The following is a 21,088-nucleotide window of genomic DNA, read 5'->3' as shown; positions in this document are numbered from 1 at the left end:
CCCACCCGCACAGCGGACGGGCGCGGCTCATACTGTTGAGGTGCACCCCGCATTCTTCTATCGTCCGGGAGACCGGCTCTCTCTCCCCGAGCTGAACTCGGCCCGTCTGGACGGTCTCGTCATCGAGGTCGGTGAGGGATTCATGCCCGTCGACACCGTCGAGGCGGCGGAGGCCAGGGCGATGAGCATCGCCGAGCTCGTCCCGGCCCACATGGCCGCGTGCGGCCCGACGGCGGCGTGGATCCACGGTGCCGGCGATCGCCCACCTGGCATCCACCATGTGCGCCGGACGAAACCGACCCGGATGCGCGCCAGCGTCTCACAGCGCGTCGTCTACCATGAGCGCCGGGCGGTCGCAGACGATGTGCAGGTGATCGGCGGCGTCAGCGTGACCACAGTGTCGGCGACGGCGCTGGAGCTGCTCTTCGCCGCGGCCCTGGCTGAGGTCGATGATCCCTGGCTGCGTGCTCTGCTGCTGGTTCGTCCCGCGCTGATCGGCGAGCTGTCGGATGAGCTGGATCGTGCGGTGCGCCGTCCAGGACTTCGACGAGCCAGGCGGATCGTCGCCGCGTTCGTAGAAGAGGCAGGGGCCGCGGCCGGCGACCTCAGGACGTCGTGACGCGATAGACGTCGTAGACCGCGTCGATGCGACGCACGGCGTTGAGCACCCGGTCCAGATGCACGGAATCGCCCATCTCGAAGACGAACCGGCTCAGTGCGAGGCGCTCGTCGGTCGTCGTCACGCTCGCCGAGAGGATGTTCACGTGGTGTTCGCTGAGAACCCGCGTGACATCAGAGAGCAGTGCCGCCCGGTCCAGCGCCTCGACCTGGATCTGCACCCGGAACACGCTCTTCGTCGTCGGCGCCCACTCCACGTCGATGAACCGCTCGGGATCGCTGCTGAGTGCCTTGACGTTCACACAGTCCTGACGATGCACCGAGACCCCGCTGCCGCGTGTGACGAATCCGACGATCTCGTCACCCGGAACCGGCGTGCAGCAGCGCGCGAGCTTGACGAGGATGTCTGAGGCGCCGCGAACGAGGATTCCGGAGTCACCGGCCCGAGCCTCGCGACTGGGCGTCTGATTCGGCAGCCGGATGGCGCCGGTGCTGGTGTCGGGCTCGGTCGCGACCAGAGCCGTCACCTTCTCGAGCACAGACTGGGTGGAGACATGTCCCTCGCCGACGGCGGCGTACAGGGCCGAGACGTCCTCGTAGCGCAGCGGCGGGCGACCTCGGCGAACGACTCCTGGTTCATCAGTCGCTGCAGGGGAAGGTTCTGCTTGCGCATCGCGCGGGCGATGGCCTCCTTGCCCTGCTCGACGGCTTCCTCGCGGCGCTCCTTGGTGAACCAGCCGCGGATCTTGTTGCGGGCCCTAGTGCTCTTCACGAAGCTCAGCCAGTCCTGGCTGGGTCCGGCATCCGGGTTCTTCGAGGTGAACACCTCGACGACGTCGCCGCTGTGCAGTTCGGATTCCAGCGGCAGCAGCCTGCCGTTGACCTTGGCACCCATGGTGCGATGGCCGATCTCGGTGTGCACGGCGTAGGCGAAGTCCACCGGCGTCGCTCCGGCGGGGAGGCCGATCACCCGACCCTTCGGTGTGAAGACGTAGACCTCCTTCGCGCCGATCTCGAAGCGCAGCGAGTCGAGGAACTCACTGGGGTCGGCGGTCTCGGCTTGCCAGTCCGAGATGTGCGCGAGCCACGCCATGTCGGCGTCCGCCTTGCGTGTGTCGACCTTGCCGCCGTTCATCCGCTCCTTGTACATCCAGTGCGCGGCGACGCCGAACTCCGCCTGCTGGTGCATCTCGTGGGTGCGGATCTGGATCTCGACCGTGCGACCGGACGGGCCGATCACCGTGGTGTGCAGAGACTGGTACAGGTTGAACTTCGGGGTGGCGATGTAGTCCTTGAAGCGACCGGGCAGCGGCGTCCAGCGTGCGTGGATCGCTCCGAGCACCGCGTAGCAGTCGCGGACCGAGTTCACCAGCACGCGGATGCCGATCAGATCGTAGATGTCGTCGAACTCCCGACCACGCACGACCATCTTCTGGTACACCGAGTAGAGCTGCTTGGGCCGCCCGAACACCTTGCCGCGGATGCGCAGTTCGCGCAGGTCCTCATCGACGGCATCGATGACCTGCTGCAGATACTGCTCGCGCTGCGGCGTGCGCTGGGTGATCAAGCTGTTGATCTCGGCGTAGATCTTCGGGTTCAGCACCGCGAAGGACAGATCCTCGAGCTCGGACTTGATGGTCTGGATACCGAGGCGGTTTGCCAGCGGCGCGTAGATCTCCAGGGTCTCCTTGGCTTTGCGCGCGGCCTTCTCAGGGGGCACGAAACCCCATGTCCTGGCGTTGTGCAGCCGGTCGGCGAGTTTGATGAGCAGCACCCGGATGTCCTTGGACATCGCGACGATCATCTTGCGGACGGTCTCAGCCTGGGCGCTCTCGCCGTACTTGACCTTGTCGAGTTTGGTGACCCCGTCGACGAGCATGGCCACCTCGTCGCCGAACTCCTCCGTCAGCTCTGCGAGGGCGTAGCCGGTGTCCTCGACCGTGTCGTGCAACAGTGCGGCGGCCACTGCACGCGGTCCCAGGCCGAGATCCGCGAGGATCTTCGCGACAGCGAGTGGGTGCGTGATGTAGGGCTCGCCGCTCTGCCGGAACTGGCCCTCGTGCTTCTCTCTGGCGATGCGGTAGGCATGCTCGATGACCGGCAGGTCGCCGCGCGGATGATTCGCGCGGACAGTGCGGATCAGGGTGTCGAGGTCATTGACGCGGGGGCGCGCGAGAAGATGCGCGGTACCAGCCTGCGCAGACTGGACCCCTGCGATGTGACCTGCGAATCCGCCATCTGTGCTCCTGTCGCGCGATGTGATCATCCTACGCGGGGACCGACACGCCCCGATCCCCGCGCAGGATCACACAGACGTGGTGGAGCGCTCGCGCGCCTGCAGCACCTTCTTGTCATGTGCGAGGATCTCGGGCTCGCCCTGGCGGAACGCCGCGTACAGCGGTGCGGCGACGAACAGAGTGGAGTACGTCGCGACGAGGATGCCGACGAAGATCGACAGCGAGATTGAGGTCAGCGTCTCGGCTCCGAACCAGAACGAGCCGATGAACAGGATCGCTCCCACCGGCAGCGCGGCGACGACGGAGGTGTTGATCGAGCGCACCAGCGTCTGGTTGACCGCGAGGTTCACCGATTCGCCGAAGGTGCGCGAGGTCTGGTTCGCATCCTCGGTGGTGTTCTCACGCACCTTGTCGAAGACCACCGTCGTATCGTAAAGCGAGTACGCCAGGATCGTCAGGAACCCGATGACGGCTGCGGGCGATATCTCGAATCCAGCCAGTGCATAGATGCCGACGGTGATGATCAGCACGTCGAGCAGTCCGAGGATCGCCGCCGCCGACATCTTCCAGGTGCGGAAGTAGATGCCGAGGATCAGGAAGGTCAGCGCGAGGAAGATCGCCAGGCCCCACAGAGACTGACGGGTGACGTTCTCACCCCAGGCCGGACCGATGAAGGAATCGGTGACCTCGTCCACATCCACGTCATACGCCCGCGCCAGCTCCGCCTTGACGTCCTGCGTCTGCGAGGGCGACATCTGGTCGGTCTGGACGCGAACGTCCTTGTTGTTGACGATGACGACCTTGGTGGTGGCGTCGGGAACGATCGAGCGCACCGCGTCGGTGGCCAGCCCCTGATCCGTCGACGACGGCGAGACGACCATGAACTGCGCGCCACCGGTGAACTCGATCGAGAACTGGATGGGACGGATCAGCGGCACGAGCGCGGAGCCGATCACCAGCAGGATCGCGATGATGAACCACAGCCGACGACGTCCGACGAATGGGAAGGAGGTCTTGCCCGAGTAGAGGTTGTTGCCGAACTCATTCATGGAGAACATCAGGAGTCGGAGTCCTTTCCGGCATCCGCGGATCCCTGAGCTGCGAGTGCCTCGGCGCGTTTGCGCTCGGCGATGGTCTGGCGCTTCTCGGCCTCGCCACGGGCGCCCTTGTTCCGGGCGGCACGTCCGGTGGAGGCGATCGACGCCTGTCGGTACTGCACCCGACCGCGGTAGACCGCGCCGAGCGATTCCGGATCCAGGCCGGACAGCTTGTGCCCGCCTCCGAAGAAGCGCGTGCGTGCGAGCAGTTGCATGACCGGGTGCGTGAAGATCACGAAGATGAACACGTCGATCAGGGTGGTGAGCCCGAGCGTGAAGGCGAAGCCCTTCACCGTGGCGTCGGCGAGGATGAACAGCACGACGGCGGCGAGGATGTTGATCGACTTGGAGATGTAGATCGTGCGCTTCGCGCGATCCCAGCCGTCCTCGACGGAGGCGGTGATCGACTTGCCATCGCGCAGCTCATCTCGTATTCGCTCGAAGTACACGATGAACGAGTCCGCGGTGAATCCGATCGACACGATCAGACCGGCCACACCCGCCAGCGAGAGCCGGAAGCCCATCCGCCAGGCGAGGATCGCGATGATGATGTACGTCAGCACACCCATCACGGCAATCGAGGCCATGATCACCCAGCCGAGTGCCCGGTAGCTGATCAGCGAGTAGAGGGCTACCAGACCGAGGCCGATGAGGCCGGCGATGAGGCCGTACTGCAGCTGCTGCGATCCGAGGGTGGCGGAGACCGTGTCGGAGCTCTGCACCGAGAAGCTCAGCGGCAGCGCGCCGTACCTGAGCTGATCGGCGAGTGCCTTCGAGCTCTCCTGCGTGAAGTTGCCCGAGATGCTCGGCTTGCCGTTGAGGATCGTCGCCTGCATGACCGGCGCCGAGATGACCTTGCCGTCCAGCACGAACGCGAACTGGTCGCGGGGGCTGAGCTTGGCGATGCGGTTGGCGTTCAGCCGCTGGCTGATCTCACCGAAGACCTTGGTGCCGTGGCCGTTCAGCGAGAGGTTGACCGTCCACTTGCCGGACTGCTGCTCACGGCCGGCGGTGGCATCGTTGATGACCGTTCCGTCGAGCTCCATCGGGCCGAGGATGTACTTCGCTGACCCGTCGGACTCGCAAGCGATCAGCGGCTCGTCCTCCGGGGGTTCTCATCCTGCTCCGCATTGCAGTCGAAGGCCATCAGCTCCGCTTCGAGCTTGGGCGTCACCCAGGCAAGGTCGGAGGCATCCGTCGGCGTGGCCGTCGGCGTGGCCTCCAGCGTCTCGGCCGGAGTCGGGTACGGTGTGCTCTTCCCGTCCTCGCCGATGAACTCGGTGGACGGTGCGGTCGCTGCCAGTACGGCACGGAACTCGAGCTTGGCGCTGGCCTGGATGCGGTCGCGGGTGGCCTTGTCTGCGGGGCCGGGGATCTGGACGACGATGTTGCGTCCGCCCTCAGTGGTGATGTCGGCCTCTGCCACGCCGGACGCGTCCACGCGCTGGCGGATGATCGACGCGGCCTGGTTGAGCTGATCCGACGATGGAGCGGAGCCGTCGGGCGTCGTCGCCTGCAGGATGATCTGCGTGCCGCCCTGCAGATCGAGTGCCAGCTCAGGTGCCCACGAACTCGCGGGCTCGCCCGCGTCGGTCTTGAAGACGTACACGCCCAGGGAGTTGATGCCGAACAGCACGGCTGTGACGATGAGCAGGCCGAGGAGGACCCGCCACGCATGACGGGTCGGGGATGTGGATGCCACGTGGTTTGCTTTCCGCGAGTGAGGACGCCAGGCGTCAGTTGTCGTTGTTGCGCTCGAGCCGTGCCTTGGTCTCCTCGGGCGTCTCGACCGTGATCGACTCGATGCCGTCCTCGCTGGTCACGGCGGGAGTCTCGTCCGAGTCGTAGACGACCTCGTCCTCGGCATCCGTCTCGTCCTCGTCGACGGAGTCGATGGGGTCGACGATGCGCAGGATCGACTGGCTGTGCACCTCGATGACCACCCCGGGAGCAAGCTCGACCTCGGCAGGCTTGTCGAGGTCGACCGGGTCGTACGACACGATCGTGCCGTACAGACCGCCCTGCAGCAGCACCTTGGCACCGGGGACGGTCTTGGTGGCCTTCTCCTCCTGCTGCGCCTTCATCTGCTTCTGACGCTTCCGGGAGTTCATGAACATGAACACGAGCATCACGGCGAGAAGACCGAAGAGGATGATTTCCATAAGAGCGAAAGCCTTTCAAAGTGCACGCCGAACGCGGCAGTGCGTGGGAGAGTCCGGGAAGCCTTCAGCGATTATAGGTCATCGAACAATGCGCCGCCCTCGGGATGCGCGACGCCGAGATGCCGATACGCCTCGGGCATCGCAATGCGGCCGCGGGGCGTTCGGCCGAGGAACCCGATTCGCACGAGGTACGGCTCGACCACGCTCTCCACGGTCTCGGCTTCCTCGCCGACGGCGACCGCGAGCGTGCTCAGCCCGACGGGCCCGCCCCGGAAGCGGCGCACCAGAGCATCCAGCACGGCGCGGTCGAGCCGGTCGAGCCCGATGGCGTCGACGTCGTAGAGCTCCAGCGCGAGACGCACGTCGTCGAGCGAGGCCGAGTCGCCTCCTCCGTGCACGAGCGCATAGTCGCGTACACGGCGCAGGAGCCGGTTCGCGATGCGGGGGTGCCCCGGGAACGGCGCGCGATCTCGGAGAGTGAGTCGGAGGGGAGCGTCACGCCGAGCACGTTCGCCGAACGCGCGATGACCTGCTCCAGGTCGCTCTCGTCGTAGAACTCCAGGTGTCCGGTGAAGCCGAAGCGGTCGCGCAGCGGGTTGGGCAGCAGCCCTGAGCGAGTGGTCGCGCCGACCATGGTGAACGGCGCCAGCTCCAACGGGATACTGGTCGCACCGGCGCCCTTGCCGACCATGATGTCGATGCGGAAGTCCTCCATCGCCAGATACAGCATCTCCTCGGCGGAGCGTGCCATCCGATGGATCTCATCGATGAACAGCACCTCGCCCGGCGTGAGGCTGGACAGCAGCGCCGCCAGGTCACCGGCGTGCTGGATCGCCGGACCGCTGCTGAGCCGCAGCGGACGGTTGCTCTCGTGCGCCACGATCATGGCGAGCGTGGTCTTGCCGAGCCCCGGAGGGCCCGCGAGCAGGATGTGGTCCGCAGGACGCTCCTGGATGCGCGCGGCTTCGAGCAGCAGTTGCAGCTGACCGCGCACCTTCGGCTGTCCGACGAACTCTCCCAGGCTCGTGGGACGCAGAGCTCCCTCGATCGCGAGCTCGGTCTCATCCAGCGCCTCTGCGGCGTCGTGCGGATTCTCAGCCACGCTTCGCTCCCGGGCCGAGAGCGGCCAGCGTGCGGCGAAGCAGCGCGGGGACGGATTCGCGCTCGGCATCCGTGGCGTCCTCGGCGGACTGCGCGGCCGCGTCCACGGCGACCTTCTCGCTCCAACCGAGCCCGACGAGGGCTGCGGCGACCTGATCCACGACCGCCGTGGTCGCCGCAGCGACCGGGGTGCTCGCCACGCGCGGCTGCACCTTGCCCGCCAGCTGCACGACGATGAGCTTCGCGGTCTTCGGTCCGATACCCGACACCCGACGGAACGGAGCATCGTCCTCACTCGTCACCGCTTCGGCGATCTGGTCCACGGTCAGGTGCGAGAGCACTCCAAGGGCGGATTTCGGGCCGACCCCGGTCACGCTGATCAGCTGACCGAAGATCTCCAGCTCGTCCCGGTCCACGAATCCGTACAGCGTCAGCGCATCCTCGCGCACGATCAGGCTGGTGTGCAGCTGCAGCTGATCGCCGACCGTCGCGATGTGTGCGACGTCAGTGGGCACGAACACCGCGAAGCCGACTCCCCCGGTCTCGATGACGACATGGCCGGGTGCCGTGTGCAGCACCGTGCCGCGCAGCGAGGAGATCATGCTCCTACCCTAGCGACCAGGTCGTACATACGTTCGAGCGACACGGGGTGGGCGCTCAACGCGGGATCCTGCGTGCCGGCACGCGAGCACCGCGCTCCGCGTTCGCCCATGCCCGCTGCGCAGGAGTCAGCGCACCGGACGCCGACGGTGCGGCCGCGCCCCGCGCCAGGCGTGACACAGTGCGATCGCCAGGGCGTCGGCCGCATCGGCCGGCTGCGGCGGTGCATCCAGCTGCAGGATGCGGGCAATCATCGACTGCACCTGACGCTTGTCCGCCGAGCCGTAACCGGTGACGGCGGCCTTGACCTCGCTCGGCGTGTGCGTGGCCGCGGGCAGCCCCGCCTCGGCGGCGATCAGCAGTGCCACGCCGGATGCCTGGGCAGTGCCCATCACCGTCTGCACATTGTGCTGGGCGAACACCCGCTCCACGGCCACGGCATCCGGGTGATGCTCCTCGATGACGGCCCGGATTCCCGCGGCGACCGCCGCGAGGCGCGTGGACAGATCGGCATCCGTCGGGGTGCGCACCACACCGACGTGCACGAGGGTCGCGCGTCGGGTGCGGTCGACATCGACGACGCCGATTCCGCACCTGGTCAGACCGGGATCGATGCCCAGCACGCGCAGAGAAGAAGCCACTCCCCCAGGCTACGGGCGCGAAAAGGCCCCGAGCGCAGGCGCGCCCGGGGCCGTGAGGTCGTCGTGCAGGAAACGGCTATCCCTCGTCGTCGTCGTTCTCGAGCTCGGCCTGCACCTCGGGGCTCAGATCGAAGTTGCTGAACACGTTCTGCACGTCGTCGCTGTCTTCGAGGGCGTCGATGATGCGGAAGACCTTGCGGGCCGTCTCGGCATCGATCTCCACCTTGAGGTTCGGAACGAACTCGACATCCGCGGACTCGTAGTCGATGCCGGCCTCCTGCAGTGCGGAGCGCACGGCGACCAGGTCGGTCGCCTCGGTGATCACCTCGAAGCCCGCAGCGTGGGGCTCGATCTCCTCGGCTCCCGCCTCGAGGGCCGCCATCATGACGTCGTCCTCGGTGGTTCCCTCCGCGCCGACGACGATGACGCCCTTGCGGCTGAAGTTGTACGCCACCGATCCGGGGTCGGCCAGAGTAGCGCCGTTGCGGGTGAGCGCCGTGCGCACCTCGGCTGCCGCGCGGTTCTTGTTGTCGGTGAGGCACTCGATCATCAGCGCCACGCCGTTCGGGCCGTATCCCTCGTACATGATCGACGAGTACTCGACGGACTCGCCGCCGATGCCGGCGCCGCGCTTCACCGCGCGATCGATGTTGTCCTTGGGGACGGAGGTCTTCTTCGCCTTCTGCACCGCGTCGTACAGCGTCGGGTTGCCCGCGAGGTCGGCGCCGCCCAACTTGGCCGCGACCTCGATGTTCTTGATGAGCTTGGCCCACGCCTTGGCACGACGCGAGTCGATGACTGCCTTCTTGTGCTTGGTCGTGGCCCACTTGGAATGCCCGGACATATGTCTCCGCTCGTCTCGTCCGCCCGGAGTCGCCTCCAGGGCGTCGTCCAGTCTAACGAATCGCAGGTCCTGCGCTTTCAGCCCCGGTGCCCGGGCTCAGTGTCGCGCAGCCACGCGATCCAGGAGCCGCTGGTGGAAACGCGGCTCGCCGCTGAGTTCGGGATGGAAGCTGATGCCCAGCAGGTTCCCCTGCTCCACGGCGACGATCCGCCCGTCATCGAGGGCAGCCAGTGCTGCCGCATCCGTTCCGACGTGCTCCACCACCGGTCCTCGGATGAACGTCGTGTGAACCGGATCCGCACCGAGCTCGGGGATGTCGAGGTCGACTTCGAACGATTCCGTCTGCCTGCCGAAGGCGTTGCGGCGCACGACGACGTCCAGACCCCCGAAGGTCTGCTGGCCGTCGATCGCATCGACGATCGTGTCGGCGAGCATGATCAGCCCCGCGCAGGTGCCGAGCACGGGCATCCCGTTGCCGATGGCGTCACGAATAGGCTGGGCCAGCTCGAACAGGCGAGAAAGCTTGTCGATGACGGTGGACTCACCACCGGGGATCACCAGCCCGTCGACCAGGGCGAACTCCTCGGGGCGGCGCACGCGCAGGACCTCTGCACCGAGGTGCTCGAGCAGGGCGACGTGCTCCCGCACATCGCCCTGCAGCGCGAGTACGCCGACTCTGGGGTTACCAGCCACGCTCGGCGAGGCGGTGGGGCGCAGGAAGGTCGGCGACGTTGATGCCGACCATGGCCTCGCCGAGACCGCGCGAGACGTCGGCGATCACCTTGGCGTCGTCGTAGAACGTCGTCGCCTTGACGATGGCCGCTGCGCGCGCGGCGGGGTCGCCGGATTTGAAGATGCCCGAGCCGACGAACACGCCGTCCGCGCCCAGCTGCATCATCATCGCGGCATCCGCGGGTGTGGCGACGCCGCCGGCGACGAACAGCACCACCGGCAGCTGACCGGTCTCGGCGATCTCTGCGACCAGCTCGTACGGGGCCTGCAGCTCCTTTGCCGCGACGTACAGCTCATCCTTCGACAGTGCGCCGAGGGCAGCGATCTCGCCGCGGATCTTGCGGATGTGCTTCATCGCCTCCGACACGTCGCCCGTGCCGGCCTCGCCCTTGGACCGGATCATCGCCGCACCCTCGTTGATGCGGCGCAGCGCCTCGCCGAGGTGAGTGGCACCGCAGACGAACGGCACGGTGAACGGCCACTTGTCGATGTGGTTGACGTAGTCGGCGGGCGAGAGCACCTCGGACTCGTCGATGTAGTCGACGCCGAGCTCCTGCAGCACCTGCGCCTCGACGAAGTGCCCGATGCGGGCCTTCGCCATGACGGGGATGGAGACCGACGAGATGATGCTGTCGATCATGTCGGGATCGCTCATGCGCGAGACGCCGCCCTGGGCGCGGATGTCGGCGGGCACCCGCTCGAGGGCCATGACGGCGACGGCACCGGCGTCCTCGGCGATCTTCGCCTGGTCCGCCGTGACGACGTCCATGATGACCCCGCCCTTCAGCATCTCGGCGAGTCCGCGCTTGACGCGCTGGGAACCGGTGGTCGGTGCCTGCCCTGAGGCGGTCTGTTCGGTGGTTGCCATCGTCTCTCCTCGGGAAATGAGCAATTTCGATACAAAGAATTGTTTGACCTATGTCAAAAGATAGCACCATAGGATCGAGTCATGAGCACGGATATCAGCGGGGCGACCGCGGCGGAGATCGCCGACAGCATCCGTGGGCTGCGCGAACGCGGAACGCTGCGCCCCGGCGATGCTCTCCTCCGGTCCGAGAGCTGGCGAGCACGCTCGGCGTGAACCGCAACACCGCCGTCGCCGCGTACCGCCAGCTCGCTCAAGCAGGCCTGGTGGTCTCCCGAGGGCGCGGTGGAACGCTCATCGCCGGTGCCGCGCACGTCGCGCAGGAGGGAATCGCCGCCGACACCGTGCTGCACGATATCGGCTCGGGCAACCCCGACCCGCGACTGATCCCCGACCCCACCCCGGCACTGGCGGGCATCGTCGGACGGCCCGTCCTGTACGGCGAACCCGTCATCGACCCGGGACTGGAGGCGTGGGCGCGCGAGTGGATCCTCGCCGATCTGCCTCGCGACGATCTGCGCATCACCGTCACCAGCGGCGCCGTCGATGCGGTCGAGCGACTGCTCGCTCAAGCGCTCACTCGCGATGACGCCGTGGCGCTGGAGGACCCGTGCTTCCTCGCCAGCATCCACACGGTGCGGCTGGGCGGGTACCGCGCTGTTCCGGTTCCCGTCGATGAAGAGGGCATGACCGTCGACGGCCTGCAGGCGGCGCTGGATGCCGGCGTTCGCGCCATCATCACCACGCCGCGCGCGCAGAACCCGACCGGGGTGTCGCTCTCCCCGCCCGCGCGGCGGCCCTGCGCGAGGTACTGCGTCCGCATCCGTACGTGCTCGTCATCGAAGACGACCATTTCTCGATGCTCTCCACCCACCCGTATGCCTCACTGGTGGGCCCGGGGCACCGGCGTTACGCGCTGCTGCGCTCGGTGTCGAAGTTCCTCGGCCCCGACATGTGCCTCGCCCTCGCCGCGACCGATCCCACCACAGCCGAACGCCTCGCCATGCGGTTGAACCCCGGCACCACCTGGGTGAGCCACCTGCTGCAGCGCCTCGCGCACGCGCAGCTGTCGGATGCGGAGGCGCGCCGGCGCATCGCCGACGCCGCCGCGCACTATGCGGCCCGCAACGGCGCCTTCATCGACGCGCTCGCGCAGCGCGGCATCACCACGCACTCATCCGATGGGCTGAGCCTCTGGGTGCGGCTGCCCGTGGCGGCGCGCACCGCCTCCGAGCATCTGATGCGACGGGGGTGGCTGGTGCGCACCGGCGACGAGTTCCGCATCGATGAGGCGTCCCCGGCATCCGATCACCTGCGACTCACCGTGCACGACCTCTCCGATGAGGAGACGTCTCGTCTGCTCGACGATCTGGAGTCCGCCGCGCACTGACGCCGCACACTGAAGGCAGGGGTGTGCGGATGAGAGGATTGCAGGATGAAGATCCTCTCGATCCAGTCGGCCGTCGCGCACGGTCACGTCGGCAATTCCGCCGCCGTCTTCCCGCTGCAGCGCATCGGTGTCGAGGTGCTGCCCGTCTACACGGTGAACTTCTCGAACCACACCGGCTACGGCGCCTGGCGCGGTCCGATGATCGCCCCCGACGACGTGCGCGAGGTCATCACCGGCATCGAGGAGCGCGGGGTCCTGCCGCAGATCGACGCGGTGCTGAGCGGCTATCAGGGTGGCGAGGGCATCGGGGACGTGATCATCGACGCCGTGGCGCGGGTGAAGGCGGCGAATCCGGATGCCGTGTACGCGTGCGACCCGGTGATGGGCAATGCCAAGTCCGGATGCTTCGTGGCCCCGGCGATCCCCGACCTGCTGCGCGATCGCGTCGTGCCGGTCGCCGACATCATCACACCGAACCAGTTCGAGCTGGGATATCTCACGGGCACCGAACCCGGCGACTTGGAGTCCACGCTCGCCTCGGTGGATGCCGCAATGGCGATGGGGCCGTCGACGGTGCTGGTCACCTCGGTGGAGCGCCCCGAGCGCGAGGAGGGCACCATCGAGATGCTCGCCGCCGACGGCACGGGCGCCTGGCTGGTGGCCACTCCGCAGCTGCCATTGAAGGCGAACGGCTCCGGTGATGTGACTGCGGCGCTGTTCACCGCGCACTACGTGTCCACCGGCGATGCGAAGATCGCTCTGGAGCGCACCGTGTCGAGCGTGTTCGACCTGCTGCAGAACACCCTCGACGCAGGAGACCGCGAGCTGCAGCTGATCCAGTCGCAGGAGACCTACGCCAACCCGCGGCTGCAGTTCACGGCCTATCAGGTGCGCTGACTCCCCGAGCCCGTCTATTTGTGTCCAACGCACGATTCTCAGCCTGATTGCGTACATACGGCACAAATAGACGGGCTTTGGGTCACTGCGGCCAGGCGTTCGCGACCGCGTCGCGCACCTCGCCGAGCAGCTGCGGCAACGCCTTGGTCTTCGCAATGATCGGGAAGAAGTTCGCATCCGATGCCCAGCGCGGCACGATGTGCTGGTGCAGGTGCGCGTCCACTCCCGCACCCGCGACCGCGCCCTGATTCATCCCCAGGTTGAAGCCATCGCAGCGGGAGACATCTTTCAGCACCCGCATGCCCGTCTGGGTGAGCGCGCCGATCTCGGCGACCTCTTCCGGCGTCGCCTGATCGTAGGTGGCGATATGCCGATACGGGCATACGAGCAGGTGCCCTGAGTTGTACGGGAACAGGTTCAGCAGCACGTACGCCGACTCACCGCGCGCAACGATGAGTCGCTCGGCATCCGGATGCTGTGGTGCCTCGCAGAACGGGCATTCCTCCCGCAGCGCCTCCGGCCCGGCCTGGATGTACGCCATCCGGTGCGGGGTCCACAGCCGCTGGAACTCGTCGGGCACACCCGCCAGATGGCGGCCGTCCTCCGCATCGGTCATGCGAGATCCTCGGAGGTCATCACCCGCACGTGCGATGCGATGGCGGAGCGGATGCGACGGATCGCGTCCTCGATCGGCACACCGTTCTGCTGCGAGCCGTCGCGGAAGCGGAACGACACGGTGCCGGCTGCGCGGTCCTGCTCGCCGGCGATGAGGATCACCGGCACCTTCGCGGTGGTGTGGTTGCGGATCTTCTTCTGCATCCGGTCGTCAGAGTGGTCGACCTCGGCACGCACCCCGTCGGCCTTGAGCCGGCCGATGACCTCATCGAGGTAGTCGGCGAACTGGTCGGCCACCGGCACGCCGACCACCTGCATCGGCGCGAGCCAGAGCGGGAAGTCGCCGGCGTAGTGCTCGAGCAGGATCGCGAAGAACCGCTCCACCGAGCCGAGCAGGGCGCGGTGGATCATCACCGGACGGTGCTTGGCGCCATCCGGTCCGGTGTACTCCAGTTCGAAGCGCTCTGGCTGGTTGAAGTCCAGCTGGATCGTCGACATCTGCCAGGTGCGGCCGATGGCGTCCCGTGCCTGCACCGAGATCTTCGGACCGTAGAACGCCGCGCCGCCGGGGTCGGCGACGAGCTCCAGGCCCGAGGCCAGTGCCACCTCGCGCAGCGTCTCGATCGCGGTGGTCCACTGCTCGGGCTCACCGAGGAACTTCGGGTTTCCCTCCTCATTGGTGGACAGCTCGAGATAGAAGTCGTTCAGGCCGTAGTCGCGCAGCAGCTCGAGCACCAGGTTGAGGTTGGTGGTGAGCTCGTCGCGCACCTGATCCTGTGCGACGTAGATGTGCGCGTCGTCCTGGGTCAGTCCCCGCACGCGGGTGAGCCCCGAGAGCGTGCCGCTCTTCTCGTAGCGGTACACGGTGCCGAACTCCGCCAGCCGCAGCGGCAGCTCGCGATAGCTGCGGCCCCGGGACCGGTAGATCAGGTTGTGGAACGGGCAGTTCATGGGCTTCAGGTAGTAGTCCTGCCCCTGGCGGGTGACGTTGCCGTCCTCGTCGACCACTTCATCCAGGTGCATCGGGGGGAACATGCCATCCGCGTAGGTCTGCAGGTGGCCCGAGGTCTGGAACAGGTCCTTCTTGGTGATGTGCGGGCTGTTCACCACGTCGTAGCCGTTGCGCAGCAGATGGCGCCGCAGGTTCTCCTCGATCTCGTAGCGGATGATGCCACCCCGGGGGTGGAACACCGCCAGGCCCGATCCGATCTCATCCGGGAAGGAGAACAGGTCCATCTCGACGCCGAGCTTGCGATGATCGCGGCGCTCGGCCTCGGCGAGGCGCTCCTGGTAGGCACGCAGCTCGTCCTTGGTCGGCCAGGCTGTGCCGTAGATGCGCTGCAGTTGCGGATTCTTCTCACTGCCTCGCCAGTAGGCGGCTGCCACGCGGGTCAGGTCCCAGCCGTTGCCGAGCATGCGGGTGCTGGGTACGTGCGGACCGCGGCAGAGGTCCTTCCAGGCGACCTCGCCGTCCTTACTGACGTTGTCGTAGATGGTCAGCTCACCGGCGCCGACCTCCACGGAGGCGCCTTCGGCGGCCTCCGCCCCCGAGCCGGGGCCGCCGGCCAGATCGATCAGCTCGAGCTTGAAGGGCTCGTTCGCGAGTTCGGCGCGCGCCTCGTCCTCGGTGACGACACGGCGGGTGAAGCGCTGCCCTTCGCGGACGATGCGCTGCATCTCCTTCGAGATCGCCTTGAGGTCCTCGGGGGTGAAGGGCTCGTCGACGCCGAAGTCGTAGTAGAAGCCGTCGGTGATGAATGGGCCGATGCCGAGATCCGCATTCGGCCGGATGCGCTGCACGGCCTGTGCGAGCACATGCGCGGTCGAGTGGCGCAGGATGTCGAGACCGGCGGGACTGTCGATCGTGACCGGCTCGACGACGTCGGTCTCGCCGATGGTTGCAGCCAGGTCTTTCAGCACGCCGTTCACGCGCATGGCGATCACGGATCGATCGGTGAACAGGGCGAAGCCGTCGCGCTGATCCGCGCGGGGCTGGGCGTTGTCTGACACGGGGGTTCTCCAGATAGACGATGGAATGAGACGTCTCAGCTTCGGGCGCGGCCGCGCCCTGCCCGCTCAGGCGTGCGTAGTTCGCGTGACGACACAGGCGACTGCGGTCACCAGAACGATCGACACGGATTCCATGCGCCCAGTCTACGCTGTCGCCTCCGCTCCCCCAGAAACAACAAAACCCCCGGTAGCCCGGGGGTTTCATGCTGTGCGCGATACTGGGATCGAACCAGTGACCTCTTCCGTGTCAGGGAAGCGCGCTACCGCTGCGCCAATCGCGCCTAGAAGGCTGTTCAGTTGTACTGAGAGGTGGCGACGGGATTCGAACCCGTGTAAACGGCTTTGCAGGCCGGTGCCTAGCCTCTCGGCCACGCCACCAGAGGTGGATTCGTTACCCACATGCGGAAACCCCCGAAGGGGCTTCTGCACTCGAGCGGATGACGAGACTCGAACTCGCGACCCCAACCTTGGCAAGGTTGTGCGCTACCAACTGCGCTACATCCGCATGTTTTTCAGTTTTCCCCGGCGTCCCGGGCACTTGCAATACATTAGCTCAGGATCACCCCAGCACCAAACCATGTTGCGTCGCCGGGCGTGTCCGGTCGGCGCGGTCATATCCGCCACGCCCGGTGCTTCTCGCAGTGTGAGCCGATGGCTTCGAATCGGGTATGCTCTTGATCTGTGCCGACGTGCACGAGACAACTTCACAGGGGCGATTGGCGCAGTTGGTAGCGCGCTTCCTTCACACGGAAGAGGTCATCGGTTCGAGTCCGGTATCGCCCACACTATGGAGAGGCATTCTGTCGCCGGACAGGAGGCCTCTTTCGTTTCCGACCCTGGCGACCCCTCAGCCTGATACCGTCAGGGATATCGGCATCTCGCCGGTCATCAGGGAAGACTTCTCGTCGACCGACAGCTTCACGGCCCTCCGTTTCTTGTCGTTTCCTCTGTGAGACACGATTCGAGGACTTCGATGAACGACGCTGCACGCACCCCTGTCACCAGTTCGACGTTCCGCTCCCCTGCCGTGGTCTACTGCGAAGGACAGTTCGGCGAACAGGACGGCAAGACCGCCAACGGCCTGGTCCGGCACTCCGACCGCTACGACGTCGTCGCCGTCATCGACAGCAGATACGCGGGCCTGGACGCGGGCGTGATCCTGGATGGGAAGGCATCCGGCATCCCGATCGTCGCGACTCTCGCCGACGCCGTCAGCACCGCCGTCGCCAGACCCGAGCATCTCATCTGCGGTCTCGCCCCGAGCGACGGACGGCTCTCCCCGCTCAGCGGGTGGTGTTCCTGGACGGACTCTCGCAGGGCATGAACATCGTCAACGGCCTGCACGAGTTCCTCGGAGACGACGCGGAGTTCGTCGCCGCGAGCATTCTGAGCGGGGCGACCATCACCGATGTGCGCCGCCCACGCCCCATCGAGCAGCTCCATCAGTTCTCCGGTCGGATCTTCGACGTCACCGCCCCGCGCATCGCCGTGCTCGGGACCGACGGTGCGATCGGCAAGCGCACCACCGCGACCCTGCTCACCCAGGCACTGAACGCTCGCGGCCTCCGTGCGGTGTTGGTGGGAACCGGCCAGACGACGATCATCCAGGGCGGCCGGTACGGCGTCGCGCTCGATGCACTGGTGCCCCAGTACTGCACGGGCGAGGTGGAGAACCAGGTCGTCGCCGCCTTCGAGGGTGAGAACCCGGACGTGATCATCGTGGAGGGTCAGGGCGCGCTCAGCCATCCCGCCTACCTGACCTCGGCGTACATCCTCCGCGGAAGCCGCCCGGCTGCGGCGATCGTGCAGCACGCGCCGCGGCGGGTCGTCCTCGGCGACTTCCCGACGATCCCGATGCCCACTCTCGCCAGCGAGATTGCCCTGATCGAGGCGTTCTCCGATGTCGAGGTGATCGGGGTGACCGTGAACCACGAGGGCATGACGGGCGAGGAGATCGGCGATGCCATCGATGCCATCGAGCAGGAGTTCGACCTGCCCGCGACGGATCCGCTCACCCGCGCGCCCGAGGCGCTCGTCGACATGGTGCTGCTCGCTTTCCCTCACCTCGCAGCCCGGGCGAGCCTCTCCAGCACTCCCGCAGTGACCTCCCACGACATGCAGGCGTCCGTGACGCTCTGACCGTAGACGAGGCCCTCTGCTCCGGCTGACACATCGAGCTTCTGCGCACCGGCGACGAGATTGCTCTCCAGCATCACGCCTGCCACTGCGGATCCGCCGGCGGCGATCTGCTCGGCGAGCTCCGCCGCGACCTGCGCCTGACGCACGTGGTCCTTTCCGCTGTTCGCATGGCTGGCGTCCACGATCAGCCGGGGTGTCAGCCCGGCGGCGCCCAGCCGCTCCGCAGCCTTTCGCACCTCGGCTGCCCCGTAATTGGGCCCGTCCGCACCGCCACGGAGGATGACCGAGGTGTCGGGATTGCCGGTCGTCGTGACCAGACTCGCGCGCCCGTCGGCGCCGATACCGAGGAAGGCCTGAGCAGCGGATGCCGCAGATGCCGCGTCCAAGGCCACCTGAAGCCCGCCGTCGGTGCCGTTCTTGAAGCCGATCGGCATCGACAGGCCCGAGGCGAGCTGCCGATGGATCTGGCTCTCCGTGGTGCGCGCGCCGATGGCGCCCCATGAGATGAGATCGGCGGTGTACTGCGGGCTGATCGGCTCGAGGAACTCTGTGGCGCACGGCATCCCCAGCGCCGTCACATCGCGCAGGAAACCACGCGCCATCCGCAGCCCCGCCTCGATGTCGTGACTGCCGTCGAGGTGCGGGTCGTTGATGAGACCCTTCCAGCCGACCGTGGTGCGCGGCTTCTCGAAGTAGGTGCGCATCACGATGAGCAGCTCATCACGGTGCCGCTCCGCCTCGCGGACCAGACGCCCGGCGTACTCCAGGCCGGCGTCGGTGTCGTGAATGGAGCACGGCCCGACCACGACGAGCAGTCGCGAATCCTCCCCCGCCATGATCGCGCGCACCTCATCGCGTGTGCGGGCGACGAGTGCGGCTCGCTCACCCCCGAGGGGCAGATCGGCGGCGATATCGGCGGGCGCCGGCAGCGCCGTGAAGTCGGCGACGTGCAGATCGGAAGTGCTGGCGGTGTCGATGATGCTCATGGGTCCTCTTCCTGGTGAGGGCGGACCCGGTGACAGAGCCCGCCGAAACGGCGAAGGGCAGAGCGCAATGCTCTGCCCTGTCGGCTCTGAAGGTGTCGGTGCGCGCTACTCCGGCGCCGGCCCCTCCAGAGCCGACTCGAAATACGCATACCAACGGTTTGTCATGGTGAAAACCCTACCGCATCCGTCGACACTCCATCCGCACGCAGGACTCGGCGCAACCCGGACGGTCACGCGCGCGCCCACCCGTACCGTGCGATCAGCGCCTCGGCGACCCGGTCGTAACGCCGCCGGTCGAGTACGGCAGCCTCTCGCCGCATCCCGTCATGGTGCACGCTGTACAGCTGCTCGATGTCCACCCACGACTCGCGACCCTGCGAGTCCCAGCCGCCGGACCCGATCGGGAGGTAATCCCGGTCACCGTCGTGCGGTTTGCTTGTCATCCGCACCGCGTACACACGATCTGAGGACTGCCGGCCGATCACCAGCACCGGACGATCCTTGCCCCGGCCGTCGTTCTCCTCGTAGGGGACCCACGTCCAGATGACTTCGCCGGAGTCGGGAGCGCCGTTGTGCGACGGCGAATACCGCACCGCCACGTCGTGGATGCGCTGCGGATCGACCTGCACAGTCTCCGCTCCCGGCATCCGGCCGGCCTCGACTTCATCACCGCGAACAGCGCTGGAGTCCGGGTGCGGAGCGCGGGTTCTGCTGCGCCCCTCCGGCCGGAGCGTCGCCGTCGGACGCGTGGAGCGATTCGGGGATCTCGGATTCTCCTTCGCCAGCATCTTCGTGACGACACCGGCGAGGGTGGACAGGATGCGTCGCGTCGTACTCACCTGCCCACCCTAACCGGGTGCTACTCCACCAACGCGTACCCCTCTTCGCCGTGCACGGCGAGGTCGACGCCGGCGACCTCCTCCTCGCTGTTCACGCGGAACCCGACCGTCTTCTCGATCGCGAAGCCCGTGACGTACGCGACGACGAACGAGTAGACCAGCACTCCCCGGAGGCGATCACCTGCACGGCCAGCAGCCGCAGATCGCCACCGGTGAACAGGCCCTGCCCGGTGGCGAAGAAGCCCAGATACACGGTGCCGAGCAGCCCGCCGACCAGGTGCAGCCCGACGACGTCGAGCGAGTCATCGAAGCCCATCCGATACTTCAGCTCCACCGCCAGCGCGCAGGCGATGCCCGCCAGTGCTCCCAGCAGCAGCGCCCAGCCCGGTGTGAGGTTCGCGCACGCCGGGGTGATCGCGACCAGCCCGGCGACCAGGCCCGAGACCGCGCCGACTGAAGTGGGGCGTCCGTCCTTGAGCTTCTCGACGAGGATCCAGCCCAGGATCCCGGCCGCAGCCGCTCCCAGCGTGTTGATGCCGATCAGCCCGACGTTGCCCATATCGCCCGAGAGCCACTCGGCTCCCGCGTTGAAGCCGAACCAGCCGAACCACAGCAGTGCCGCGCCCAGCAGCGTCAGCGGCACGTTGTGCGGCTTCTGGATGCCCTTGTGGAAGCCGATGCGCTTGCCGAGCACGAGTGCCAATGCCAGCGCGGCCGCCCCGGCGTTGATGTGCACGGCGGTGCCGCCCGCGTAGTCGATCACGGCGATGCCGCTGTCTGCGCCGAACAGGGTGGTGCCCAGGTGCGTGATCCACCCGCCGCCCCACACCCAGGCGGCGATCGGGAAATAGCCGATCGTAGCGAACACGCCCACGAAGATCAGCCACGGGCCGAACCGCGCGCGGTCCGCAATGGCCCCCGAGATCAGCGCCACCGTGATGATCGCGAAGGTCGCGCCATAGGCGACGCTCAGCAGTGCCACGTTCGCGCCGTCGCCGGCGGCCGTCTCGACGAGCCCGAAGTCGGCGAACGGGTTGCCAGCGAACTGCCCGGGATCCGACACGCTGCTCATCGAGAAGCCGTACAGGATCCACAGCACTGCGATCAGCCCGATCGCTCCGAAGCTCATCATCATCATGCTGATGACGCTCTTGGCCTTCACCAGACCGCCGTAGAAGAACGCCACGCCGGGCGTCATCAGCAGCACCAGTGCGGTGGCCGTGATCGCCCAGGAGATGTTTCCGGCAGCATCCATATCGAACCTCTTCCCTCGAAACCGGTTCCGTCGAACCGATGAGGAGATTCTGCGAGGCGG

15 protein-coding genes, 4 tRNA genes and 6 pseudogenes are annotated in these 21,088 nt (G+C 67.1%); 6 read left to right on the top strand and 19 right to left on the bottom strand.

Features of this window, described 5'->3' with window-relative positions; all coding sequences use genetic code 11:
• Positions 1-40: 40 nt before the first annotated feature.
• Positions 41-619, top strand: coding sequence for a type IV toxin-antitoxin system AbiEi family antitoxin (locus QUE33_RS04135; RefSeq protein WP_286302086.1), 579 nt, complete (start codon positions 41-43; stop codon positions 617-619).
• Here the strand turns inward: QUE33_RS04135 and QUE33_RS04130 are convergent.
• The 11 genes and pseudogenes from QUE33_RS04130 to pdxS form a co-directional block, all read right to left on the bottom strand.
• Positions 606-2,856 (bottom strand): annotated as a pseudogene (locus tag QUE33_RS04130) (RelA/SpoT family protein). The gene QUE33_RS04135 and the pseudogene QUE33_RS04130 sit on opposite strands and share 14 nt — an antisense overlap.
• 67 nt (positions 2,857-2,923) lie before the next feature.
• Positions 2,924-3,913 (bottom strand): protein translocase subunit SecF, encoded by a 990-nt coding sequence (gene secF, locus QUE33_RS04125; RefSeq protein WP_286302084.1) that lies wholly within the window; start codon positions 3,911-3,913, stop codon positions 2,924-2,926.
• Positions 3,913-5,654: pseudogene (gene secD / locus QUE33_RS04120) on the bottom strand (protein translocase subunit SecD). Before secD ends, secF begins: the two are co-directional and overlap by 1 nt.
• Positions 5,655-5,688: 34 nt before the next feature.
• A complete protein-coding gene (locus QUE33_RS04115) occupies positions 5,689-6,114 on the bottom strand; it encodes a preprotein translocase subunit YajC (RefSeq protein WP_286302082.1) in 426 nt (141 codons plus the stop codon).
• 71 nt (positions 6,115-6,185) lie between these two features.
• Positions 6,186-6,398: a Holliday junction DNA helicase RuvB C-terminal domain-containing protein gene (locus QUE33_RS16010; RefSeq protein WP_350226549.1), complete on the bottom strand. Its 213-nt coding sequence runs from the start codon at positions 6,396-6,398 to the stop codon at positions 6,186-6,188.
• A 105-nt stretch (positions 6,399-6,503) separates the two neighbouring features.
• Positions 6,504-7,285, bottom strand: a pseudogene (ruvB, locus tag QUE33_RS04110) (Holliday junction branch migration DNA helicase RuvB); the annotation flags it as partial.
• Positions 7,209-7,817, bottom strand: a complete 609-nt coding sequence (ruvA, locus tag QUE33_RS04105; protein WP_286302080.1) for a Holliday junction branch migration protein RuvA — start codon at positions 7,815-7,817, stop codon at positions 7,209-7,211. The pseudogene ruvB and the gene ruvA, both read right to left, overlap by 77 nt.
• 55 nt (positions 7,818-7,872) lie before the next feature.
• A pseudogene (ruvC, locus tag QUE33_RS04100) lies at positions 7,873-8,456 on the bottom strand (crossover junction endodeoxyribonuclease RuvC).
• Positions 8,457-8,532: 76 nt separating this feature from the next.
• Complete coding sequence (locus tag QUE33_RS04095) at positions 8,533-9,300, bottom strand: YebC/PmpR family DNA-binding transcriptional regulator (protein WP_286302078.1); 768 nt, start codon at positions 9,298-9,300, stop codon at positions 8,533-8,535.
• Between the two features lie 96 nt (positions 9,301-9,396).
• The gene (pdxT, locus tag QUE33_RS04090; RefSeq protein WP_286302076.1) at positions 9,397-9,993 is read right to left on the bottom strand and encodes a pyridoxal 5'-phosphate synthase glutaminase subunit PdxT; all 597 of its coding nucleotides are present in this window, start codon (positions 9,991-9,993) and stop codon (positions 9,397-9,399) included.
• Positions 9,983-10,900: a pyridoxal 5'-phosphate synthase lyase subunit PdxS gene (gene pdxS, locus QUE33_RS04085; protein ID WP_286302074.1), complete on the bottom strand. Its 918-nt coding sequence runs from the start codon at positions 10,898-10,900 to the stop codon at positions 9,983-9,985. The genes pdxT and pdxS overlap by 11 nt, the downstream gene beginning before the upstream one ends.
• 81 nt (positions 10,901-10,981) lie before the next feature.
• On the opposite strand from pdxS, the pseudogene QUE33_RS04080 reads away from it, so the two are divergent.
• A pseudogene (locus QUE33_RS04080) lies at positions 10,982-12,287 on the top strand (aminotransferase class I/II-fold pyridoxal phosphate-dependent enzyme).
• Positions 12,288-12,332: 45 nt separating this feature from the next.
• A complete protein-coding gene (gene pdxY / locus QUE33_RS04075) occupies positions 12,333-13,184 on the top strand; it encodes a pyridoxal kinase PdxY (protein ID WP_286302072.1) in 852 nt (283 codons plus the stop codon).
• An 82-nt stretch (positions 13,185-13,266) separates the two neighbouring features.
• On the opposite strand, the gene QUE33_RS04070 is transcribed toward pdxY, so the two are convergent.
• The 5 genes from QUE33_RS04070 to QUE33_RS04050 all read right to left on the bottom strand — a co-directional run bounded on the left by QUE33_RS04070 (position 13,267) and on the right by QUE33_RS04050 (position 16,314).
• The gene (locus QUE33_RS04070) at positions 13,267-13,800 is read right to left on the bottom strand and encodes an HIT family protein (RefSeq protein ID WP_286302070.1); all 534 of its coding nucleotides are present in this window, start codon (positions 13,798-13,800) and stop codon (positions 13,267-13,269) included.
• Positions 13,797-15,734 carry a threonine--tRNA ligase gene (thrS, locus tag QUE33_RS04065; protein ID WP_286303034.1) on the bottom strand — a complete coding sequence of 646 codons (1,938 nt, stop codon included), beginning with the start codon at positions 15,732-15,734 and terminating at the stop codon, positions 13,797-13,799. Before thrS ends, QUE33_RS04070 begins: the two co-directional genes overlap by 4 nt.
• Before the next feature lie 284 nt (positions 15,735-16,018).
• Positions 16,019-16,090, bottom strand: a tRNA-Val gene (locus QUE33_RS04060).
• A gap of 26 nt (positions 16,091-16,116) precedes the next feature.
• Positions 16,117-16,187, bottom strand: a tRNA-Cys gene (locus QUE33_RS04055).
• 54 nt (positions 16,188-16,241) lie between these two features.
• A tRNA-Gly gene (locus tag QUE33_RS04050) sits at positions 16,242-16,314 on the bottom strand.
• Between the two features lie 205 nt (positions 16,315-16,519).
• On the opposite strand from QUE33_RS04050, the gene QUE33_RS04045 reads away from it, so the two are divergent.
• The 3 genes from QUE33_RS04045 (at position 16,520) to QUE33_RS04035 (ending at position 17,948) form a co-directional block, all read left to right on the top strand.
• Positions 16,520-16,592, top strand: a tRNA-Val gene (locus tag QUE33_RS04045).
• A 190-nt stretch (positions 16,593-16,782) separates the two neighbouring features.
• Entirely contained in the window at positions 16,783-17,133 is a 351-nt protein-coding gene (locus QUE33_RS04040; protein ID WP_286302069.1) for a DUF1611 domain-containing protein, read from the top strand.
• Positions 17,100-17,948: a DUF1611 domain-containing protein gene (locus tag QUE33_RS04035; protein ID WP_286302068.1), complete on the top strand. Its 849-nt coding sequence runs from the start codon at positions 17,100-17,102 to the stop codon at positions 17,946-17,948. Before QUE33_RS04040 ends, QUE33_RS04035 begins: the two co-directional genes overlap by 34 nt.
• Here the strand turns inward: QUE33_RS04035 and QUE33_RS04030 are convergent.
• From QUE33_RS04030 to QUE33_RS04020, 3 genes and pseudogenes are all read right to left on the bottom strand, one after another.
• Positions 17,870-18,934, bottom strand: a complete 1,065-nt coding sequence (locus QUE33_RS04030; RefSeq protein WP_286302067.1) for a 3-deoxy-7-phosphoheptulonate synthase — start codon at positions 18,932-18,934, stop codon at positions 17,870-17,872. The genes QUE33_RS04035 and QUE33_RS04030 overlap by 79 nt on opposite strands.
• A gap of 230 nt (positions 18,935-19,164) precedes the next feature.
• Entirely contained in the window at positions 19,165-19,773 is a 609-nt protein-coding gene (locus QUE33_RS04025; protein ID WP_286302066.1) for a type II toxin-antitoxin system PemK/MazF family toxin, read from the bottom strand.
• Positions 19,774-19,793: 20 nt separating this feature from the next.
• Positions 19,794-21,028 (bottom strand): annotated as a pseudogene (locus tag QUE33_RS04020) (ammonium transporter).
• Between the last annotated feature and the right edge of the window lie 60 nt (positions 21,029-21,088).

The organism is Microbacterium suwonense, from assembly GCF_030296555.1.
In the GTDB taxonomy this organism is placed as follows: Bacteria; Actinomycetota; Actinomycetes; order Actinomycetales; family Microbacteriaceae; genus Microbacterium; species Microbacterium suwonense.
The sequence above is the reverse complement of the archived record's forward strand: the minus strand, read 5'-3'. Positions and strand labels throughout refer to the sequence as shown.